This is a genomic window from Paenibacillus amylolyticus (assembly GCF_051136285.1).
GTDB lineage: Bacteria > Bacillota > Bacilli > Paenibacillales > Paenibacillaceae > Paenibacillus > Paenibacillus amylolyticus_F.
Genome location: NZ_CP194938.1, coordinates 4059972 through 4076722 on the forward strand (window position 1 = coordinate 4059972; position 16751 = coordinate 4076722).

Sequence of the window (16751 nt, forward strand, 5' to 3'; positions counted from 1 at the left end):
GTTTATTTGTCATTAAGATTTAATCGAGCCTATAGGACGCGAATGGCTCGCTATAACGGAAATTATCACTCAGTTGATCCAGTTCTGCCAGCAGTTCATTTGGAAGCTGCAGATCAAGACTAGCGAGATTATGCTCCATCTGTTCGGTCTGCGTGGCACCGACAATCACAGTGGATACCGCCGGACGAGTTAACAACCAGGCGAGCGATAGTACGCTTGGGGAGCAGCCGTATGCCTCTGCCTTGGAGCTTACCTGCTCGCTCAGCTGAATGTTATGCTCCAGCAGGAAACGGTTGAAGGATGGATCTGTATCTGCTCTGGAGCCAGATGGCACGCTGGTGTGTCCATTGTATTTCCCTGTCAGTATACCGCCAGCCAGCGGGAAATACGGGATAATGCCTACACCTTGATCGAGGCAAAGCGGTACGAGCTCGTTCTCAGGTGTTCGATCGGCAAGTGAGTAGCTGGTTTGCGTGGAGATATACCGCGCATATCCGCGCATCTCGCTAATGCCGAGGGCTTTCATCAGCTCCCAGGCGGCGTAGTTGGAGGCGCCGATGTAGCGCACTTTGCCGGACGTGATCATGTCGTCCAGCGTGCGCAGGGTTTCATCCAGCGGGGTATGCGGGTCAAAGGTATGGATCTGGTACAGATCAACATAATCCGTTTGCAGACGCCGCAGGCTATGTTCCAGCTCTTGCTGTAGATGGTAGCGCGAGGAACCGCGCCCATGAGGACCATCATGCCGGGGCAAGCCGGCTTTGGTTGCAAGCACCGCGTTTTCCCGCCGACCGGCCAGTGCCTGTCCGATAATTCGTTCTGATTCGGTGCCAGCATAGATGTTGGCAGTATCAATAAAGTTGATGCCACGGTCCATCGCTGCATGAAGAATGCGGGTTGAAGCGGCCTGATCTGCTCTTTTGCCAAATGCATTTGTACCCAGCCCCAGCGCCGATACACGTAGACCGCTATTGCCTAAATGTCGATACTCCATCTCTCATCGCTCCTTTGGTGTCCAGTATTTGTATAGCCGATTATATCGTAATCTATTGAAATGGTGTTATTAATATAGTTAAATGAATGAAGAAACCGCAACTAAAGGAGATATGATGGAAAACAGTGCTGCACATTTAACTAGACGGAAGCCGAAGAAACCGAAGAAAAGTTGGAAAAAGCCACTCATCATCATACTGAGCATATTAATTGTGCTGGGAGGACTCGGATTTATCTATCAAAAACAGCTCGTTGTGCTGGCATTTAATATGTTTGCCTCAGGTAAGGTGAAGGAAGCTTTGGATGATTCGTATAAAGCCGCAGGAGACAAGGATGCACCTGTTGTACAACATACCGATCCATTTTCACTGTTGCTGCTGGGTATCGACCAGCGAGATAATGAGCCGAGCCGTTCGGACACCATCATCTATTCTGTCGTGCGTCCAGAGGACAATAAAGTGCTGCTGCTGTCCATTCCGCGTGACTCCTACACCGAAATTGTGGGTCGTGATGTGAAATCCAAAATTAACTCGGCCTATGCTCACGGCGAAGCCAAGATGGCAATGGATACGGTGGAGAAGCTGCTGGAGAACAAAGTAGATTTCTATGCAGCGATTAACTTTCACGGCTTGAAGGACATCGTAGACGCGGTTGGAGGCGTTGAGCTGCCGATCAAGAAAAACATAGAGAACAAACTTAAGATCCATGAGAAGTTATTCGTAGAGGCTAACAAACCGATCTATAATGGCGAAGAGGCGCTGGGATATGTACGGTATCGGGAGGATTCCGATTTCAATCGTACGATGCGTCACCGGATTTTCCTAAGTAGCTTCATGAATCGTGCGATGGAGGTCAAAAATCTGACCAAGATCCCGGACATCATCAAGATTGCCGGATCGAATTTTACAACCAATATGAAATCGGACTTTATTGTGAATTTTGCCGAGTCTCTATACATGAAAGACAGTATTCCAACCATCAGCAATTACATGCTGAAAGGCGACGGGAAGATGCGCAGCGGTACGTGGTATTACGATCTGTCTGATGAAGATCTGACCTATGTGCGCGGCATGATTGCCAGCTGGTTAGACCCGAACACAACGCAGTTGATTGAGCCGGAATCGGATGACAAGAAAGAGGACACGGGGCCGTCAACACAAGATTCATCGACACAGACGGGGAACTAAAGAGGTTGAAGTGAAAAGTCTGGAAAGCATGAAGAAGCCTTGGGCAGCTTGATGTTTCCGGGCTTTTTTTGTGTTTAAACCCTTTATTGCACATTCTATAGTAAAATATAGGAAAACATAGGAAAACATCTTATGGCAACCAATGGAGGAAGTCCATGAAAGAATTTAAGGATCGGCTTAGGCAGGTTCAGGAGCAGCAAAAGCAGCTCGCCAAGGACTATCAGGCCCTGCTTCAGGAGTATCAATCCGATGACCTCACGGTTCGTAATGAACAGTTGCTGGAACAGACGCAAGCTCAGCAGCTTAGGCTGCAACAACTGGAGCATCGTGCACGCCAGATGGAAGAGGAAAATGCACGCCTTCGCACGGCCTTGTCCGAACAAATGCTGGACGAGAAGCTGAATCTGATCCGGGTATCCCGGGAGAAGATGGAGACGTATTTTCAAGGGAAAACGGCAGTACATAACGATCATGTCAGCAATTTGGAACACCGAACGAAATCCAATCTAAACGCTCTCTTCAATGAGGCTTCCCAGCATTTGCAGGAGGATGCGGCTGAGATGAAGGAGCGGATTGCCTATCTGGCAACCGAGGTGAAATCTCGGATCGAATCGCACAAGCAGACTGTGTGGGAGAGAGCCGAGGCTGTGCGCGGACAGATGCAACACGGCTATGACCAGATGGCAGAGGAGGAACTGAGTGAGGAAACTATTCAGCGCCGGATCAAACAGAACCGGATGGAGATGCGCATTGGACTTAGCTGGATTAACAAAGTAGCCATTCTGCTTCTCATCCTGGGGGTGGGTGCAGCTTTTCGATACTCCTATTCAACGTGGTTTAGCGATGAGATGAAAGGTGCGGGTTTCTTCCTGCTCGGCGCACTGATGCTTGCAGGTGGGGAGTGGCTGTTCCGCCGGAAACAGAAAACATTTGCAATGGGACTGCTCGGCGGAGGCATCTCCGTGCTGTTTGGTTCGATTTTCTACAGTTACTTTTTGCTGCAGATCATCGGCCTATATACAGGTCTCGGTTTATCCATATTGGTGTCTGCCGTCGCTGTACTGTTGTCGTTGCGGTATCAGTCCAAGACGATCTGTTCCTTTGGTCTTGTGGGTGGATATTTGCCATTCTTCTCTTATCTGTTCACGTTTGGACTGGAAGGCACAGCGGTCTATACCGCAATGATCTATCTGTTGCTGCTGAACGGCATCATTGTGTTCATTTCGTTCGGGCAACGATGGCCTGTAGTGCATTACATCAGCTTCCTGTTCCACGCGCCGTCCATGCTGATTCTGCTGTGGCTGTCGCCGAGCGAACAGGTGGGTATGCTGTATTCTGTGGTGACTTTTGCTCTGTACCTGGGCATTACGCTCGCCTATCCGTTTAAACATCGGGTGAAGTTGACCTGGTGGGATTTTGCTTTATTAGCGATGAATACGAGCTTGAGCTGTCTTGTCTTGTATGTACTGCTTGATGCAGCAGGTTGGAATGATGCGCAGGGCATGCTTGCTGTTATTTTTGCACTCGTATATCTCGGACTCGCCAGATTGGTTCAGCGACATATGGCACAGGAGAAGCAGACAATTCTACTGTTCTATCTTACGTCGCTCACCTTCACGATTCTGCTCATTCCGTTCCAGTTTGGTTCGAGATGGCTGTCGATGGGTTGGTTAATTGAAGGTGTGTTGCTCGTGACGTTTGGACATTTCAGAAAGTTCAAGGCGGTCGAACGCGCGGGCTGGGGCATCATGCTCCTATGTATTACGATTTTTGTACAGTATGATTTGTTGTCTTTATTCTTTGTGGGGGAACCGTCGTATTTCATGTTAAAATACTCCAGCCTTACGCTGGGAACCTTGCTCATTACACTTTATTATGCTTGGGCGCTGCGCAGCAGTTCCTCCGCAGGAACAGGAACAAAGTTCAGCTACGCTTCGTGGGAGCGCGGTTTTCTGGAAGGTTTCGGGTACGTGACCCTTGTGAATGTATGGTTATATGTGCTCTATGAGTCGAATGAATTATATGTGAGAGCGGTCGATGAAGCGTTCCTGTTATACATGTTTTACAAGTTGCTTATGTTTGCGGCGCTGACGATTGCTTTGGCGTATGGACTGGGCAAAGTGAAGCTGCTTCGTGACCCGTTCCTGCGGGGGTATACCCTTTTCCTGCATGCAGTCGGATGCTGTATGGCACTGGCTGTTACCTTGACGATGCCGGCATTGCAGCCAGGTGTAGAGCAGCATACGGCAGCCGAAATTGTCGGACTGGTTGTCCTGATTATTTTCAACGTGGGTGTATTCTTCGCAGGGCGAGATTTGCTGATTGCAGGCATTCGTAGTCAGTTCAAAAGTGTGGAGTGGTATCCCGTTATTGCGGGAATCTATCTGCTCGGCGTCATTACCGTGTTCCTGACCATTCAGTTCCAGTGGGGTGACGTGGGACTGATGTTCAGCTTGATCTATCTGGTGCTGGCGATACTCTATATTGCCTACGGCTTCCGTAGAAAATACGTCATGATCCGTCGTCTCGGTCTGGGCCTGACACTGTTCGCCACAGGCAAGATGGTATTCTACGATGCTAGTCTGCTGACCGCAGGCAGTAAAATCTTTGCATATTTCAGCTTTGGTGTCCTGCTGCTAGGTATCTCTTATCTGTACCAGAAGGTGACCAGCCGGATGGAGGAGATTCAGGCGAGGGAGAGCAAATCAGATGATCAAGACAATTGATGTAAGCATATAGCGACTGTCGTAATAAATCATGTTAGAAAAACGCTGTGCTTAGCACACTATATACTTCGTTGTAGGAGACTCTGGAATTGAGGCAATTTCAGAGTCTTTCTTATTGAAGTCGCCTTACATGCAATAGAAGTTATTTCATTGTTTTGTACAGCTTGGTCATCAGGTCAGCCAGTTCACTCTGTGGCTCGATCGGATGATGATTGATATTAGTAGGTGTCATATAAAAAATAACCTCTTCTTGTTTAAATGCCGTCATATGAAACAGAACCCCTGTTGTATCTTCCTGATGTGGATTCAGGACGATTTTTAAGTGCCGTAACTTTTCAATCCAGTCCTGAATCAGTTCGGGATCGGTAGTCATTTTTTTAGAACCATCACTGCCGCTCATGATTTCGATTGAATCCGCTTCAGTGATGTTGCCTGGAAAGAAGGACTCTAGTTCTTTTGGTGTTTTATTTATTTCCGTTTGATTAGGCACATCAGAATTTTGGCAACTGCTAAGAATCAAAGCAGCAAAAAGAGCGCATGTGATAGCGTGAATGGTATTTCTTTTCACCGTAATTCCTCCCTTTAGTCTGAAATGAAGGACGTACTGGAAATGTTTCGCATAGATGACATTCGTGAAACGTTTTGCACAGGAGTCACGTTTATAATAGAGTAGCTGCCACATTTAAGGTTGATTGTTCATTCGAAGCCACGAGATTTCGGAGGCCGATGTCCCTTCTGGTGATACACCGCCTTCGTCACTCACGCGTGACAGTATGGTTAAGGTGATAGATAAAGCGAAGGCAAGCAGCACATATATCAAAATGTTTTTTTTCTTCATGGGAAATACCTCTCTTGTTGAATATGCTAAAGCGTCCGTCAGGCCGCTATGAGAAAAAATGCACAACGTTTGGTATAGTAATAGAGTAAGTAATGAATGTTTAGGTTTGTTTAAATCCATGGTGTTCCTGTATATCACTATATGAAATGGCAGGTATGTAAACAATGGAACAAATCTGATGAATTTATCAGTACTCGAATGAAAAGATAGAGATCGAGTTACATTAAAGGTGGGGAATAACATGCGGGAGACGGCAAAAATCGTCATTCGTACGCCGGGTCAGGAGAGCGATGGTTCATTCGCTTATGTGAGCCAGGGCCGCTCGATTACGGTGGGGCGTTACACAGGGGTCAGTGAACTGGACTTGTCCATCTATAATCAGATGATATCGAAGCGGCATTGCCGTATTCATTATGACACGAAAGAACAGCTCTGGATCGAGGATTTGGATAGCAAAAATGGAACCGAACTCAACGGGCAACGCCTCGTTCCATATGAGAAATACCCGTTTGGCGAAGGAGACAGCCTGACACTGGTCAACGGACTGATCCACCTTCGCGTGGAAGGTGATCTAGGAGAGACGCGAGAGTACCGCTTATCCGATCTACTCGGTGAGGGTGTACGTTTACAGGATCACTTACAGACGGTGCAGGTGAACGAGGATGAGATTCCATTATCGAAAAAGGAATACCAATTGTTCAAGCTGCTGTACAGCGAACTGGATCATTTTGTCACGCGGGAGCAGATCATTGCTCAGGTGTGGCCGGAACGGAGCATGTTGGAGAGTGATCCGGTAGGCATCGACGAGATTAACTCGTTGATCTATCGCACGAATCGCAAGCTGGGCATTCATTTTACGATTAAATCGGTGTACAAAAAAGGGGTATACATGAAGTCTCATGTCGGGGAGACCGATGAATAGCGCATCACATCCTCTAAACAAAACTACTAAGTAATAGGATTGGGCCTTGAAAAAATATCAACAAAGGGAAGCTTCTGCGCGATCATAGACCGCTGGAGCTTCCCTTTGTTATGATGAGTTCATGATGATTATTCAATTGATGCCATGGCTCATTGCTGTGTTAACTCTGATCGCTGTCGTATGGATCGTAATCGTAAGCTGGAAAAATGGAATCTCACCCATGCCCACATCCCGCCCGGTGAGGCAGGTGGTGATTCAGGAGATCAATCGCATATCGGGTTATGGTGACATCATGGAAGCTGGCTCCGGTTGGGGAACACTAGGCATGGATGTGGTGAAGCATTGTCCAGGCAAAAGACTTACGGGCATTGAAAACTCACTCATCCCGCTGTGGATTTCTCAATGGCTGACATGGTTCAGTATTTGGCTCCGCCAAGCCGGTGGGCAGCGGCATTCATTAAAAGGGCGTCTGCGCTTCATTCGCGGAAACATCTATACCTGTTCTTATGCGCATGCCGATTGTGTGATCTGTTATCTGTTCCCGGGTGCGATGACTCGGCTGGTAGACAAGTTCCAAAGCGAACTGCCGCCGGGCGCGAAGGTGATTAGCGTCTGTTTTGCACTGCCGGGCAAAGAGCCGCTACGTACAATCACCTGCCGTGATGCGCTGCGAACCAAGGTGTATGTGTATGCTTTTTGAGAGTGGGGCAGGTTGGAATTTCTCTATAGACGTAAAATGGTTCCCTCCGTATCTTGATTTCGTCTCAGCTAACCTCTAACGATCACCAGAGACGTTATTTGGCTGGATTTAACCATTCTAAAAATCTAACGATCCCCAGTGACGCTATTGCGGTAGAAAAGCTATATTTTGGCCGTTTTTTGGCATGTTTCTTAGGAATAAGCTCTGTGGTGACCGTTAGAATCCGAAAAGGACGTTTTACTGCAAAATAAGCTCCGTGGTGATCGTTAGAAATTAATTCAGACGTGAACTTGAGCTTTCGCTGCTATCGATATTCCGATTTCATCCTTGAGCCGTGCGGCTGAGTCACGCGGCTTAGTTTGCAAGCACATTGAATATGTTCTCAGCTTGTACGCCAATTTATGCCTGTTCCTTGATCCAGGAACGTAACTTATTTGCGTAAAAGGAGCGCTCCTCCGGTTTGGACGGTGAACCTGTCGAATGATAAAGCTGGTCGTCCGCATATCTTGGAAAAACTTGAAGGTGGTAATGCCACACATCTTGATTACCTGCAGGCTCATTATGCTGGCGGGTAGAGATTCCTTCGCATCCATATGTACTTTTCATAGCCATCGCTGTAAGCTGAGCTGCATGGTGAATGGCAGCCGCGTAATCCGCAGGCAGGTCAAAAATATTTTCAAAATGCGGATTAGGAACAATAAGAGCATGCCCTTTATTGTTAGGCCACCATTTGCTCGCTATGAATGCTGTCACTTTTTCATTTTGATAGATCATATTCTCTCGCTTTGTTCCCTGATCAGGCTGCACGATTCCCCAAATACAGCAGAATGGGCCTTCATACCCTTCGGGTTTATGTGAAACGGGGGCTATCATATCTCAATCGAACTCCTTTCATATTCTTGAATAAGGTATGCTCAACTGCGCTGGTGCCGTGGTTAACTTCGAAACCAGCTCAAGTACGCTTTAGAATATATATCCATATTCGCGTTAGGCAGACAGGTTCCTGTTAGATGGCCTATTTCCTTTAGGGAAACAAGCAAAGTCATGCTCCAATTTCACCTTAATTGTGAAATCAGAGCATGACTTTTAATTTACTTGGGTCAGGCAGTGGCAACTGCCCTCTATTCAATCAGCTTATTCATTTCATTTACTTTGCCGAATCCGTAGTTCCTGTAGTTCCAGTTGTGCTTGTCGTACCCGTGGTATCTGTAGACGTGCTGGATTGCGAACGATTTCTCCCACCGCCGAATCCGCCTTGTCCATTGCCGCCACCGAAACCACCCATGCCGGAGCGGGCTGTTGTTACGCCTGATTCATTCACCCAGGTCACATTGCTTGTGGACTGGAAGGCAACAATTTGGGTTCCGCCGCTATAGGTACCGCCAGTATAGAGTCCGTCCACTGCTTTGCCTGTTGATGTTCCGCCAGAGAGGATGACATATGATCCATCTTTTGCGAGATCCGGTGAGCTAACGACTACACTTTGGTAATCTTTTGCTGGTGCAAACGTCAGGATATTGTTGCCTTTGCTATCCTGGACATGAACCAGTGTTCCGGCTTTTTGTGTCTCAGGGAAGGTCATCACGATTGTATTTTGCGTTGAAGCATCCGAAGTGCCTTGCGCCATGCCAGAACTTCCCACCGCCACAAGATATCCGCCACTGATCTCAAATGTTCCGTCATAATCCAGTGCCCCATTACCATTATTCGTTGGGCCATTCACGATCACCGTTCCGCCCGTCATTGTAATGGAGCCATTGGCATCGAGACCGTCACCGCCTGCATTTACGGTAAGAGTTCCACCGTTGATGTGGAGTTCGCTATTTCCCGATGATTCACCTGGCATACCGCCAGGGCCACGGTTTTGCTGGCTCGCATCCGTATCTTGTGCCGAGTGATCTGACATGGATGTGGTACCCGTCGTTCCAGTGGAGTTAGCAGAGTTTGTGTCTGTATCTGCTGATTTGTTTGTGTCGATAGCAGAACTGCTGTTATTTGTAGCTTTTCCCGTTGTAGTTGCTGTTGTGCTGCTCGTTGTTGCCTCATCACCAGCGGCATTCACCCCATCATCTGACGCCGTTACGTCCACATCTCCGTCATTCAGGGTAATAATTGCCCCTTCGAGCCCTTCATAACTTTTCGCAATCTTGATTGTTCCACCGTTAATGGACAGCGCCTGATCGGCGTGAATGCCATCGTCTCCAGACTGTATGTTGAAAGTCCCGTCGTTCACCGTCACATTGCTATTGCTGTGCAAGGAATCATCCATAGAATCAATGGTGTATGTTCCGCCATTCACCGTGAGATCCGCTCCTGCTTTAAGTGCTTTGGCGCTTGTAGACTCTTCCTCTGTTGTCGTCGTTGCATTGTCTGCATCGGCGTTGGAATCCGACGATACTGTAGTAGTGCTAGTTGTACTTGAATTTGCGACCTTCGTGGAGTTCGTTGTTGTACCGCTGCTTGCATTGCCATTGCTAGTTGGCATCGCTGGCATGTCGGCAGGCGGTTCACCATCCGGTGGTGTGCCCATATCGGTTGGAGGCGTGCCGCCATTTATAGCACCATCGCCACCGAAACCACCGCTACCTCCTCCAAAGCCGCCACTGGGGCCTTCTTCGACCTTGGCTGGTGCATTCGCGCTGCCGCCAGCTGTCACAATGTTATACGTACCTCCATCGGTGACAAGGGTGGTCTCTGCCTGAATGCCGTCGCTTCCACTCTGGATGTTGAAGGTACCGTCTGCAATCGCGACAAACCCTTTACTGGTATCGGTATCATTGGTTGATTTGATACCGTCTCCCGCTGCATCGACAGTAATGATGCCTGCCTGAATAGCAACCATGTCTTTACCTTTGATGCCGTCATCGGCTGCTTTGACGTTAATGGAGCCGCTGATGATTTTCAGATCATCTTTGCTTGTGATGCCTTCATTGTAATTTCCTGTGACGGTCAACTGACCTGCACCGTTAAACGTAAGATCGGCTTTGCTAAAGATGGCCGCATCTGGCTCATCGGTGCTGCTGTCGGCATATACGTATGCTTTACCATCGGAAACGGCGTTTTGGGTTCCTTTTTCAAGCGTGATCACCGCTTTGCCTGCCTTTTGAATGTAGATTCCTGCACTGTCATTATCGTGGATAGCTGCGCCATTTAATACGAGATGTACCACGCCTTTATCAGCGACATTGACCACGATTTGGCCATCGGTTAGCTTACCGCTTAGCACATACGTGCCTGCTTCCGAGATGGTGACCGATCCGCTCGATACCTTCGCACCCGAACCTGTTACCGTTGCTGTTGTACCACTCAGCTTGATCATGGTCGAATCCGCTTCTGTCCAGCTGACATTTGTATCATCTGCCTCTAGTGAGACCAGATCGGCATACTTCACGGACGTGGACTCGCTGACGGATACGATTTTGGTTGTTCCTGTTGTGGAGACGGCTGCATTTGCTGTGCTGCTTGTCGTTGCCGGAGCACTGCATGCTGCGAGCAGACTGGTAATCATGGCGATGGACCATAGTTTGCTGCCTGTAATCATGTTTTTACGTTTCTGAGAATTTTTCTTCTTCATAATATATCATTCCTCTCCAAATCATAATGGGGGTTAATCGATCAAGTGGATAAGCCGATCTTCCAAGCTTAATATTCTGTCGTTGGACTCATCGTTAACGAGATATCCAGATTACCGTTCCGTGTACGGATGGCATCAAGGAATTGTTTCTGATTCACGCTCTCGTGAATCGTGACGTTATATACCAGTTCGTACAGACTGCCGAGTTCGGTCGTTCTGATTTTTTTCAGATCAAATGGGACTTTAAAATGATGGAATACTTCGTTCAGCGCTTCTTCGTAACTCAAATTCTCGGGAATGGTAATCTTGAGTGTCTTCTGCTGACTCTTTTTTCCGCCAAAGTTAAATCGGTTCAGTACAAACATCAGCACACACAGGATAACGGTGAACAGAATGGCATAATCAAAGGCACCTACACCACAAGCCAGACCGGATGCCATCGTGAACAAAACGTAAGCAATGTCTTTCGGATCACCAGGTGCACTGCGGAAACGGATGATGGAGAAGGCTCCCGCCAAGCTGAACGCCCGGGCAATGTTGCTGCCGATAAGCAGAATGATGATGGCAACGATCACGGGCAGCACAACCATAGTCAACGTAAAACTTTGTGAGTAAGTCGCTTGATTGGTTTTCATATAGGTCAGGCTGATGATCAGTCCCAGGAGGATGGCAAGTCCGATTGTGATGACAGCACTGCTGAAACTCAAGGTTGAATCGTCCAGGGCGGAGCTGAAAAGGGTATCAAGCATATAATACACGCTCTCTTTCTCGAATTAATTTTTCTTGTGAAGCCGCTGGGGCTGCGTCGTTAGGATTGAAATCAGTACCTGGGATAAGTTCGCGTTCGTTCTGATAATTCAGATGGGTGGTTCTCACCAGATGTCTGTATTCATTGCCGTATTTAGAAAATCCCGTCCGGTACAACCCGTGCTCCGACAGTAATTGGGAGAGCCACATCGGAACGGTTTTCTCGGCTTTGACTTCCATGAGCCAGCGCCCGTCTTTCACGAGCGGTTCACCGTAATCTCCTTGTTCCAACTTCAGATCGTATCTACGGCTGCGAATGTTGGTGTCAAAGGTAATGCGAAGATCGCGGCTGCTCTTATCGAACAGCGCCTTACGTTCGTAGGCCAGATACACTTTAGGTTCGAGATCGTAGAGCCGGAGAAAATATTTGATTTCTTCTAACACCTGCGGGTTCATGTAGTCGGCCAGCTCTGGCGCTTGTCCCGAGCGAACAAAATCATAAGCTTCATCCAGCTTCAGCGCCGTTCTACGTTTGTTGACGAGGCCGAACACTTTCTTTTTGATCTCCAGATACACTTTCGCATTCTCTTCAGGTATGCCGTAGGCTCGCAAGCGCAGTTTTTCCTTGTATTTCGGTTTGGATAGACTCGCTCGAATCAGTGAATCCTGCGGTGTGTCGAAGTACAGATTACTGATGGAGTAAAACTCATGTTTTTTGTTGTAGGCATCCAGTTCCATGTAATGTAGCAGATCGCTGTAAAAATGCTGGTATTGCTCATCGGTCAGCAGATACTTGCTCTCATATCGGTTGAATACTTCAATCGCCATGATGATTCAGTCCTTTCGGGTATGGATAAGTTGGTGTATGTTTTGTTTATGTTTGGTTTGTTGTGTGTTGCTGTCATGTCTGTATCTTAGCGAAGTAACCTTGAATGAATCTTAAATGGTTTTACACGGCGTTAACATTTCTTTGCCTTCATCTATACTGTTGAACAAGGGAGCATTCACACACGGATTCCGACGACAGATTAATCTTCCTGGTGGCTGCTACTCTTAAGGGGTCTCCAATTAAGGTTGATTCAAGGTTTACTTGATAGAATAAGAGCATACCAACCAACGTGAGCAGAGGATGAATAGATCATGAGAATTTTGATAGCGGAAGATGAGGTTCATTTGGCGGAGGCCGTATCGCAGATTTTGAAAAAAAATAACTACTCCGTGGATATGGTCCACGACGGCAGATCCGGACTGGATTATGCGCAGAGCGGCATCTACGACCTGTTACTGTTGGACATTATGATGCCGGAGATGGACGGCATAACGGTGCTTCAAACACTACGCAATGAGGGGAACCATACGCCCGTCATTCTGCTCACAGCCAAAGGGGAGCTATCGGACAAAGTATCTGGCCTTGATTATGGTGCCGATGATTATATTGCGAAGCCTTTTGCCACGGAAGAATTGCTTGCCCGGATTCGGGCAGCCCTGAGACGTAAAGGCGAAGTGATCCCCGAGGATGGGTTGAAGTTTGGCGATATCGAACTGAATACCACGCAATTGAAGCTGAGTGCACAGGGCAAGGAGATCAAATTAAATCTGAAGGAAAACGAGCTGCTGGAACTGCTGATCACCCGCAAACAGGCGATCACCTCCAAAGAGCAGATCATTGAGAAGTTATGGGGATTCGACTCGGATGTCGAGTATAACAACGTGGAGGTTTATATCTCCTTTTTGCGCAAAAAACTAACCTTCCTGAATTCGGTTGTTCGCATTAATACGATTCGGGGCGTGGGATACGTACTTGAGGTGACGAGCTAATGTTCAAGAAACTCCGCAATCGGTTCCTGATTGTCAATCTGGTGTCGATCTCGATTATGATGCTGGTGGCTTTTGTAACGATCTACACGATTACGTACCAGAATGTGCAGCGCGAAACGAATATGGAGCTGTACAAGGTTTCTGATTTTTACCATATCTCTTATGGTTTGGGTGCTCAGCAGTCACGAGGTGAAGGGAAAAATGGGGGAGCAGGGACGGGAACGGGAATGATTTCAGGCTCTGGTTCAGATGTTGACGTAGGAATGAAATCCGAATCGGCAACTGTTCCTTTCTCTAATGGGAGGGGCGGGGGTAACAAGAGTATGAATGGTGGGAACTTTGGTGGATTTCGAGGACCAGGTGGAGATCCCAGTGCACCCCCGGCCCGGTCGGTTTCTTTTATGATCCAAACCGATAAGCAGTGGGAAATTACCGATACACATTCGCTGTTTGATATGGAGGAATCTTTTTACACACAAGCTCTACAAAAAATTGACCAAGGGAAAACGGGCCAAGGTGAAAGTAATCGGTGGACTGGACAATTTGCACTCGATGGTACGGACTGGGCCTATGTGGTGGATCCGAGCAGGGACGGGCATATGATTGTGTTCATGGACGTGACCGCGCAGCAGGGTATCCTGACCAATTTAATTTACACCTTTACGGTGGTTGGGCTGATTATGTTTGTGGTGATTTACTTCCTAAGTCGTTATTTTGCGAGCCGCTCCATTGCACCTGTGCGTGAAGCGTTTGAGAAACAGAAACAGTTTATCGCTGACGCCTCCCATGAGTTGAAAACACCTCTGGCAACCATTAATACGAATACGGATGTGTTACTCGCAAATCAGGAGGAGACCATTGGAAGCCAGGCCAAATGGCTTCACTATATCAAATCGGAAACCGAGCGGATGTCTGGATTAACGAATGATTTGCTGTATCTGACTCAGATGGACGACTCGCGTTCCACGATGATCCATACCAAGTTTAATATGAGTGATGCAGTGGAAAGTATTATTTTGCCGATGGAGGCTGTGATTTTTGAAAAAAATATTACCCTGGATTACAACATTGATTCCGATCTGATGGTTCACGGAAACCGGGAGCAGATCAAACAGGTTGTTCTGATCTTGCTCGATAACGCCGTGAAATATTCCGGCCCAAAAGGGGCTGTGAATATTTCACTCCAGAGGCAGAACCATGATGTCTTGCTGACTGTTTTTAATACGGGGGAAGGGATCGCGCCAGAGCATTTGGATCGGATTTTTGACCGTTTCTATCGCACGGATTCATCTCGAGCACGTAAACACGGCGGGCATGGTCTGGGTCTGGCGATTGCAAAGTCTATTGTGGAGCAACATAGGGGAGAGATTTACGCCAAAAGTGTCGTGGGCGAGGGAGCTACATTCTATGTGCGGTTATCGTAGGGTGGATGCTAATGTGGCACTAGTAAAGGGGGACGTCAAAGACTGGGCATAAGTTCTGCCCGTAATGGGATAACCTATGCTACAATGACAGCAAGAAGGATAACCAAGGAGATGAACTGACGTGGCAGACAACAACGCAATTAACGAGCAGGAAATGATTCAATATATCGCTGACAAAACAAAGGCAAGCAAGGCAAATATAGAGCTTGTCCTGAAGCATGAGCAAGCTTACATCAACAAGGCGCATGAGAATTCCAAAGGGAAAGACGTTGATATTGATGGTGACGATCTGGCCGACTTCATTTTGAGCCGTAAAGATGTGAAGCTTGACGAGCTGACGGTAGAAAGTATTTTGGATGCAGAAATGGACTACTTAATGGACAAGGGTCACGCGGGGTACGTGGATTAGGTAGAGTTAGGTTAGGGACCGAACAATGGAGTAAACTAGAAATAAAAGGTCGTTAACCGTACACCGAAATTCTAACGATCACCAGCGACGCTATTGGGGTGTTTTTCCGGTGTTTTTAAATCTAACGATCAGGAGAGACGTTATTTTCGGAGTAGAGGGTCATTTTTGATGAAAATAGGGCGTTTTTACTGAAATAAGGTTCCTGGTGATCGTTAGATTAGGAAATGTGCTGAAATGGCCGAAATAAGGTTTCTGGTGATCGTTAGCGTAGTGGAGCAGTGCCGGATGAGTACCGGATGAGTGCGAAGCTATTGCATATAAGAAAAGACCTCAACTTCACACAAAGGGAGTTCCCTTAATGGTGTTGTCGAGGTCTTTTGGCATCGAAGATGTGAGTCAGCGAAAATTTACTTAAGAGTTGGCTTCTTATCAGTATAATTTCGCTACACGCAGCTGTAGGGTATATCACATCTAAATTATGTGTGCATATTAACATCTCGTCAGCATATATGCCAACATAACTGTACGATGTAGTTTTACGACATGGCGTTAGTATATGCACTCACACGGGGATGCTACACGACTGCCCTTACGCTGACACGGTTTATCTATTACTGACCCATCATACCGCCATCTACAGTGTAGAGGGATGCAGTAACATAAGATGCTTCCTCGGACAACAGGAAGTTCATCACGGCTGCAACTTCTTCCGGTTCACCGTAACGACCCATTGGAATGGCAGATACCGTAGCAGATTGGTAATCTTCCACGTTGCCGGAGTTAGCTTCAATCTGACGCATCATACGCGTGTTGATTGTGCCTGGCAATACAGCATTTACCCGAATGTTGAACGGTGCCAGCTCATTGGCGGCGGTACGTGTGAGACCAACAACGGCATGTTTGGACATAATATATGGAGATACAGCCGGAGCACCCATCAGACCTGCGAGGGAAGAAGTATTCAGAATCGCACCGGATTTTTGTTTTTTCATCACAGGAATGACATTCTGCAGACCAAGGAATACCCCGCGAATATTCACGTTGTATACCGTATCAAGTGCTTCAACACTCAGGTCTTCAATTAGACCCGTTGGGCCTTCAATACCGGCATTATTCGCAAAATAATCGATACGTCCAAACGCATCCAGCGCTTTTTGTACATAATTTTTAACATCAGCTTCATCAGATACATTGGCTTTAACTGCAATGACATGTTCTTGATCAAGGTTTAATTCAGTGATCGTTTTTGCAATGGCCTCTTCGTTCAAATCCACCAATACCAGTTTGATTTTACGTTCAGCCAAGCGACGTGCAAGCTCTTTACCAATACCTCCGGCAGCTCCTGTAATTACAGCGGTTTGTGTATAGGATGTACTCATGATTGAATCGTCTCCTTATAATATATAATGGGCG

Annotated in this window: 15 protein-coding genes; 7 read left to right on the forward strand and 8 right to left on the reverse strand. The window is 47.3% G+C overall.

Annotated features, from left to right (window positions below):
* Window positions 1-19: 19 nt before the first annotated feature.
* On the reverse strand, window positions 20-994 hold the full coding sequence (locus ACR8BL_RS17890) for an aldo/keto reductase (protein WP_434748857.1): 975 nt from the start codon (window positions 992-994) through the stop codon (window positions 20-22).
* 112 nt (window positions 995-1106) lie between these two features.
* On the opposite strand from ACR8BL_RS17890, the gene ACR8BL_RS17895 reads away from it, so the two are divergent.
* On the forward strand, window positions 1107-2180 hold the full coding sequence (locus tag ACR8BL_RS17895) for an LCP family protein (RefSeq protein WP_434756392.1): 1074 nt from the start codon (window positions 1107-1109) through the stop codon (window positions 2178-2180).
* A gap of 155 nt (window positions 2181-2335) precedes the next feature.
* On the forward strand, window positions 2336-4906 hold the full coding sequence (locus tag ACR8BL_RS17900; protein ID WP_434748859.1) for a DUF2339 domain-containing protein: 2571 nt from the start codon (window positions 2336-2338) through the stop codon (window positions 4904-4906).
* A gap of 142 nt (window positions 4907-5048) precedes the next feature.
* Here the strand turns inward: ACR8BL_RS17900 and ACR8BL_RS17905 are convergent, their stop codons facing one another.
* Window positions 5049-5474, reverse strand: coding sequence for a hypothetical protein (locus ACR8BL_RS17905; protein ID WP_434748860.1), 426 nt, complete (start codon window positions 5472-5474; stop codon window positions 5049-5051).
* Window positions 5475-5588: 114 nt separating this feature from the next.
* Window positions 5589-5744, reverse strand: a complete 156-nt coding sequence (locus tag ACR8BL_RS17910; RefSeq protein ID WP_434748861.1) for a hypothetical protein — start codon at window positions 5742-5744, stop codon at window positions 5589-5591.
* A 241-nt stretch (window positions 5745-5985) separates the two neighbouring features.
* On the opposite strand from ACR8BL_RS17910, the gene ACR8BL_RS17915 reads away from it, so the two are divergent.
* Together ACR8BL_RS17915 and ACR8BL_RS17920 are read left to right on the forward strand one after the other, a co-directional pair.
* Entirely contained in the window at window positions 5986-6666 is a 681-nt protein-coding gene (locus tag ACR8BL_RS17915) for an FHA domain-containing protein (protein WP_434748862.1), read from the forward strand.
* A 121-nt stretch (window positions 6667-6787) separates the two neighbouring features.
* Window positions 6788-7366 (forward strand): class I SAM-dependent methyltransferase, encoded by a 579-nt coding sequence (locus tag ACR8BL_RS17920; protein WP_434748863.1) that lies wholly within the window; start codon window positions 6788-6790, stop codon window positions 7364-7366.
* Between the two features lie 399 nt (window positions 7367-7765).
* Here ACR8BL_RS17920 and ACR8BL_RS17925 read toward each other — a convergent pair whose 3' ends face one another.
* The 4 genes from ACR8BL_RS17925 to ACR8BL_RS17940 all read right to left on the reverse strand — a co-directional run bounded on the left by ACR8BL_RS17925 (window position 7766) and on the right by ACR8BL_RS17940 (window position 12515).
* Entirely contained in the window at window positions 7766-8239 is a 474-nt protein-coding gene (locus ACR8BL_RS17925; protein ID WP_434748864.1) for an HIT family protein, read from the reverse strand.
* 274 nt (window positions 8240-8513) lie between these two features.
* The gene (locus tag ACR8BL_RS17930; protein ID WP_434748865.1) at window positions 8514-10940 is read right to left on the reverse strand and encodes a carbohydrate-binding domain-containing protein; all 2427 of its coding nucleotides are present in this window, start codon (window positions 10938-10940) and stop codon (window positions 8514-8516) included.
* Window positions 10941-11008: 68 nt separating this feature from the next.
* The gene (locus ACR8BL_RS17935) at window positions 11009-11689 is read right to left on the reverse strand and encodes a DUF4956 domain-containing protein (RefSeq protein ID WP_434748866.1); all 681 of its coding nucleotides are present in this window, start codon (window positions 11687-11689) and stop codon (window positions 11009-11011) included.
* On the reverse strand, window positions 11682-12515 hold the full coding sequence (locus ACR8BL_RS17940) for a polyphosphate polymerase domain-containing protein (RefSeq protein WP_434748867.1): 834 nt from the start codon (window positions 12513-12515) through the stop codon (window positions 11682-11684). Before ACR8BL_RS17940 ends, ACR8BL_RS17935 begins: the two co-directional genes overlap by 8 nt.
* 312 nt (window positions 12516-12827) lie before the next feature.
* Here ACR8BL_RS17940 and ACR8BL_RS17945 point away from each other — a divergent pair, with 312 nt between their 5' ends.
* The 3 genes from ACR8BL_RS17945 (at window position 12828) to ACR8BL_RS17955 (ending at window position 15338) form a co-directional block, all read left to right on the forward strand.
* Window positions 12828-13505 (forward strand): response regulator transcription factor, encoded by a 678-nt coding sequence (locus ACR8BL_RS17945; RefSeq protein WP_434748868.1) that lies wholly within the window; start codon window positions 12828-12830, stop codon window positions 13503-13505.
* Complete coding sequence (locus tag ACR8BL_RS17950; protein WP_434748869.1) at window positions 13505-14929, forward strand: sensor histidine kinase; 1425 nt, start codon at window positions 13505-13507, stop codon at window positions 14927-14929. Before ACR8BL_RS17945 ends, ACR8BL_RS17950 begins: the two co-directional genes overlap by 1 nt.
* Window positions 14930-15050: 121 nt before the next feature.
* A complete protein-coding gene (locus tag ACR8BL_RS17955) occupies window positions 15051-15338 on the forward strand; it encodes a hypothetical protein (protein ID WP_434748870.1) in 288 nt (95 codons plus the stop codon).
* Between the two features lie 611 nt (window positions 15339-15949).
* Here the strand turns inward: ACR8BL_RS17955 and ACR8BL_RS17960 are convergent.
* The gene (locus ACR8BL_RS17960; protein WP_434748871.1) at window positions 15950-16717 is read right to left on the reverse strand and encodes an SDR family NAD(P)-dependent oxidoreductase; all 768 of its coding nucleotides are present in this window, start codon (window positions 16715-16717) and stop codon (window positions 15950-15952) included.
* Window positions 16718-16751 lie beyond the last annotated feature (34 nt).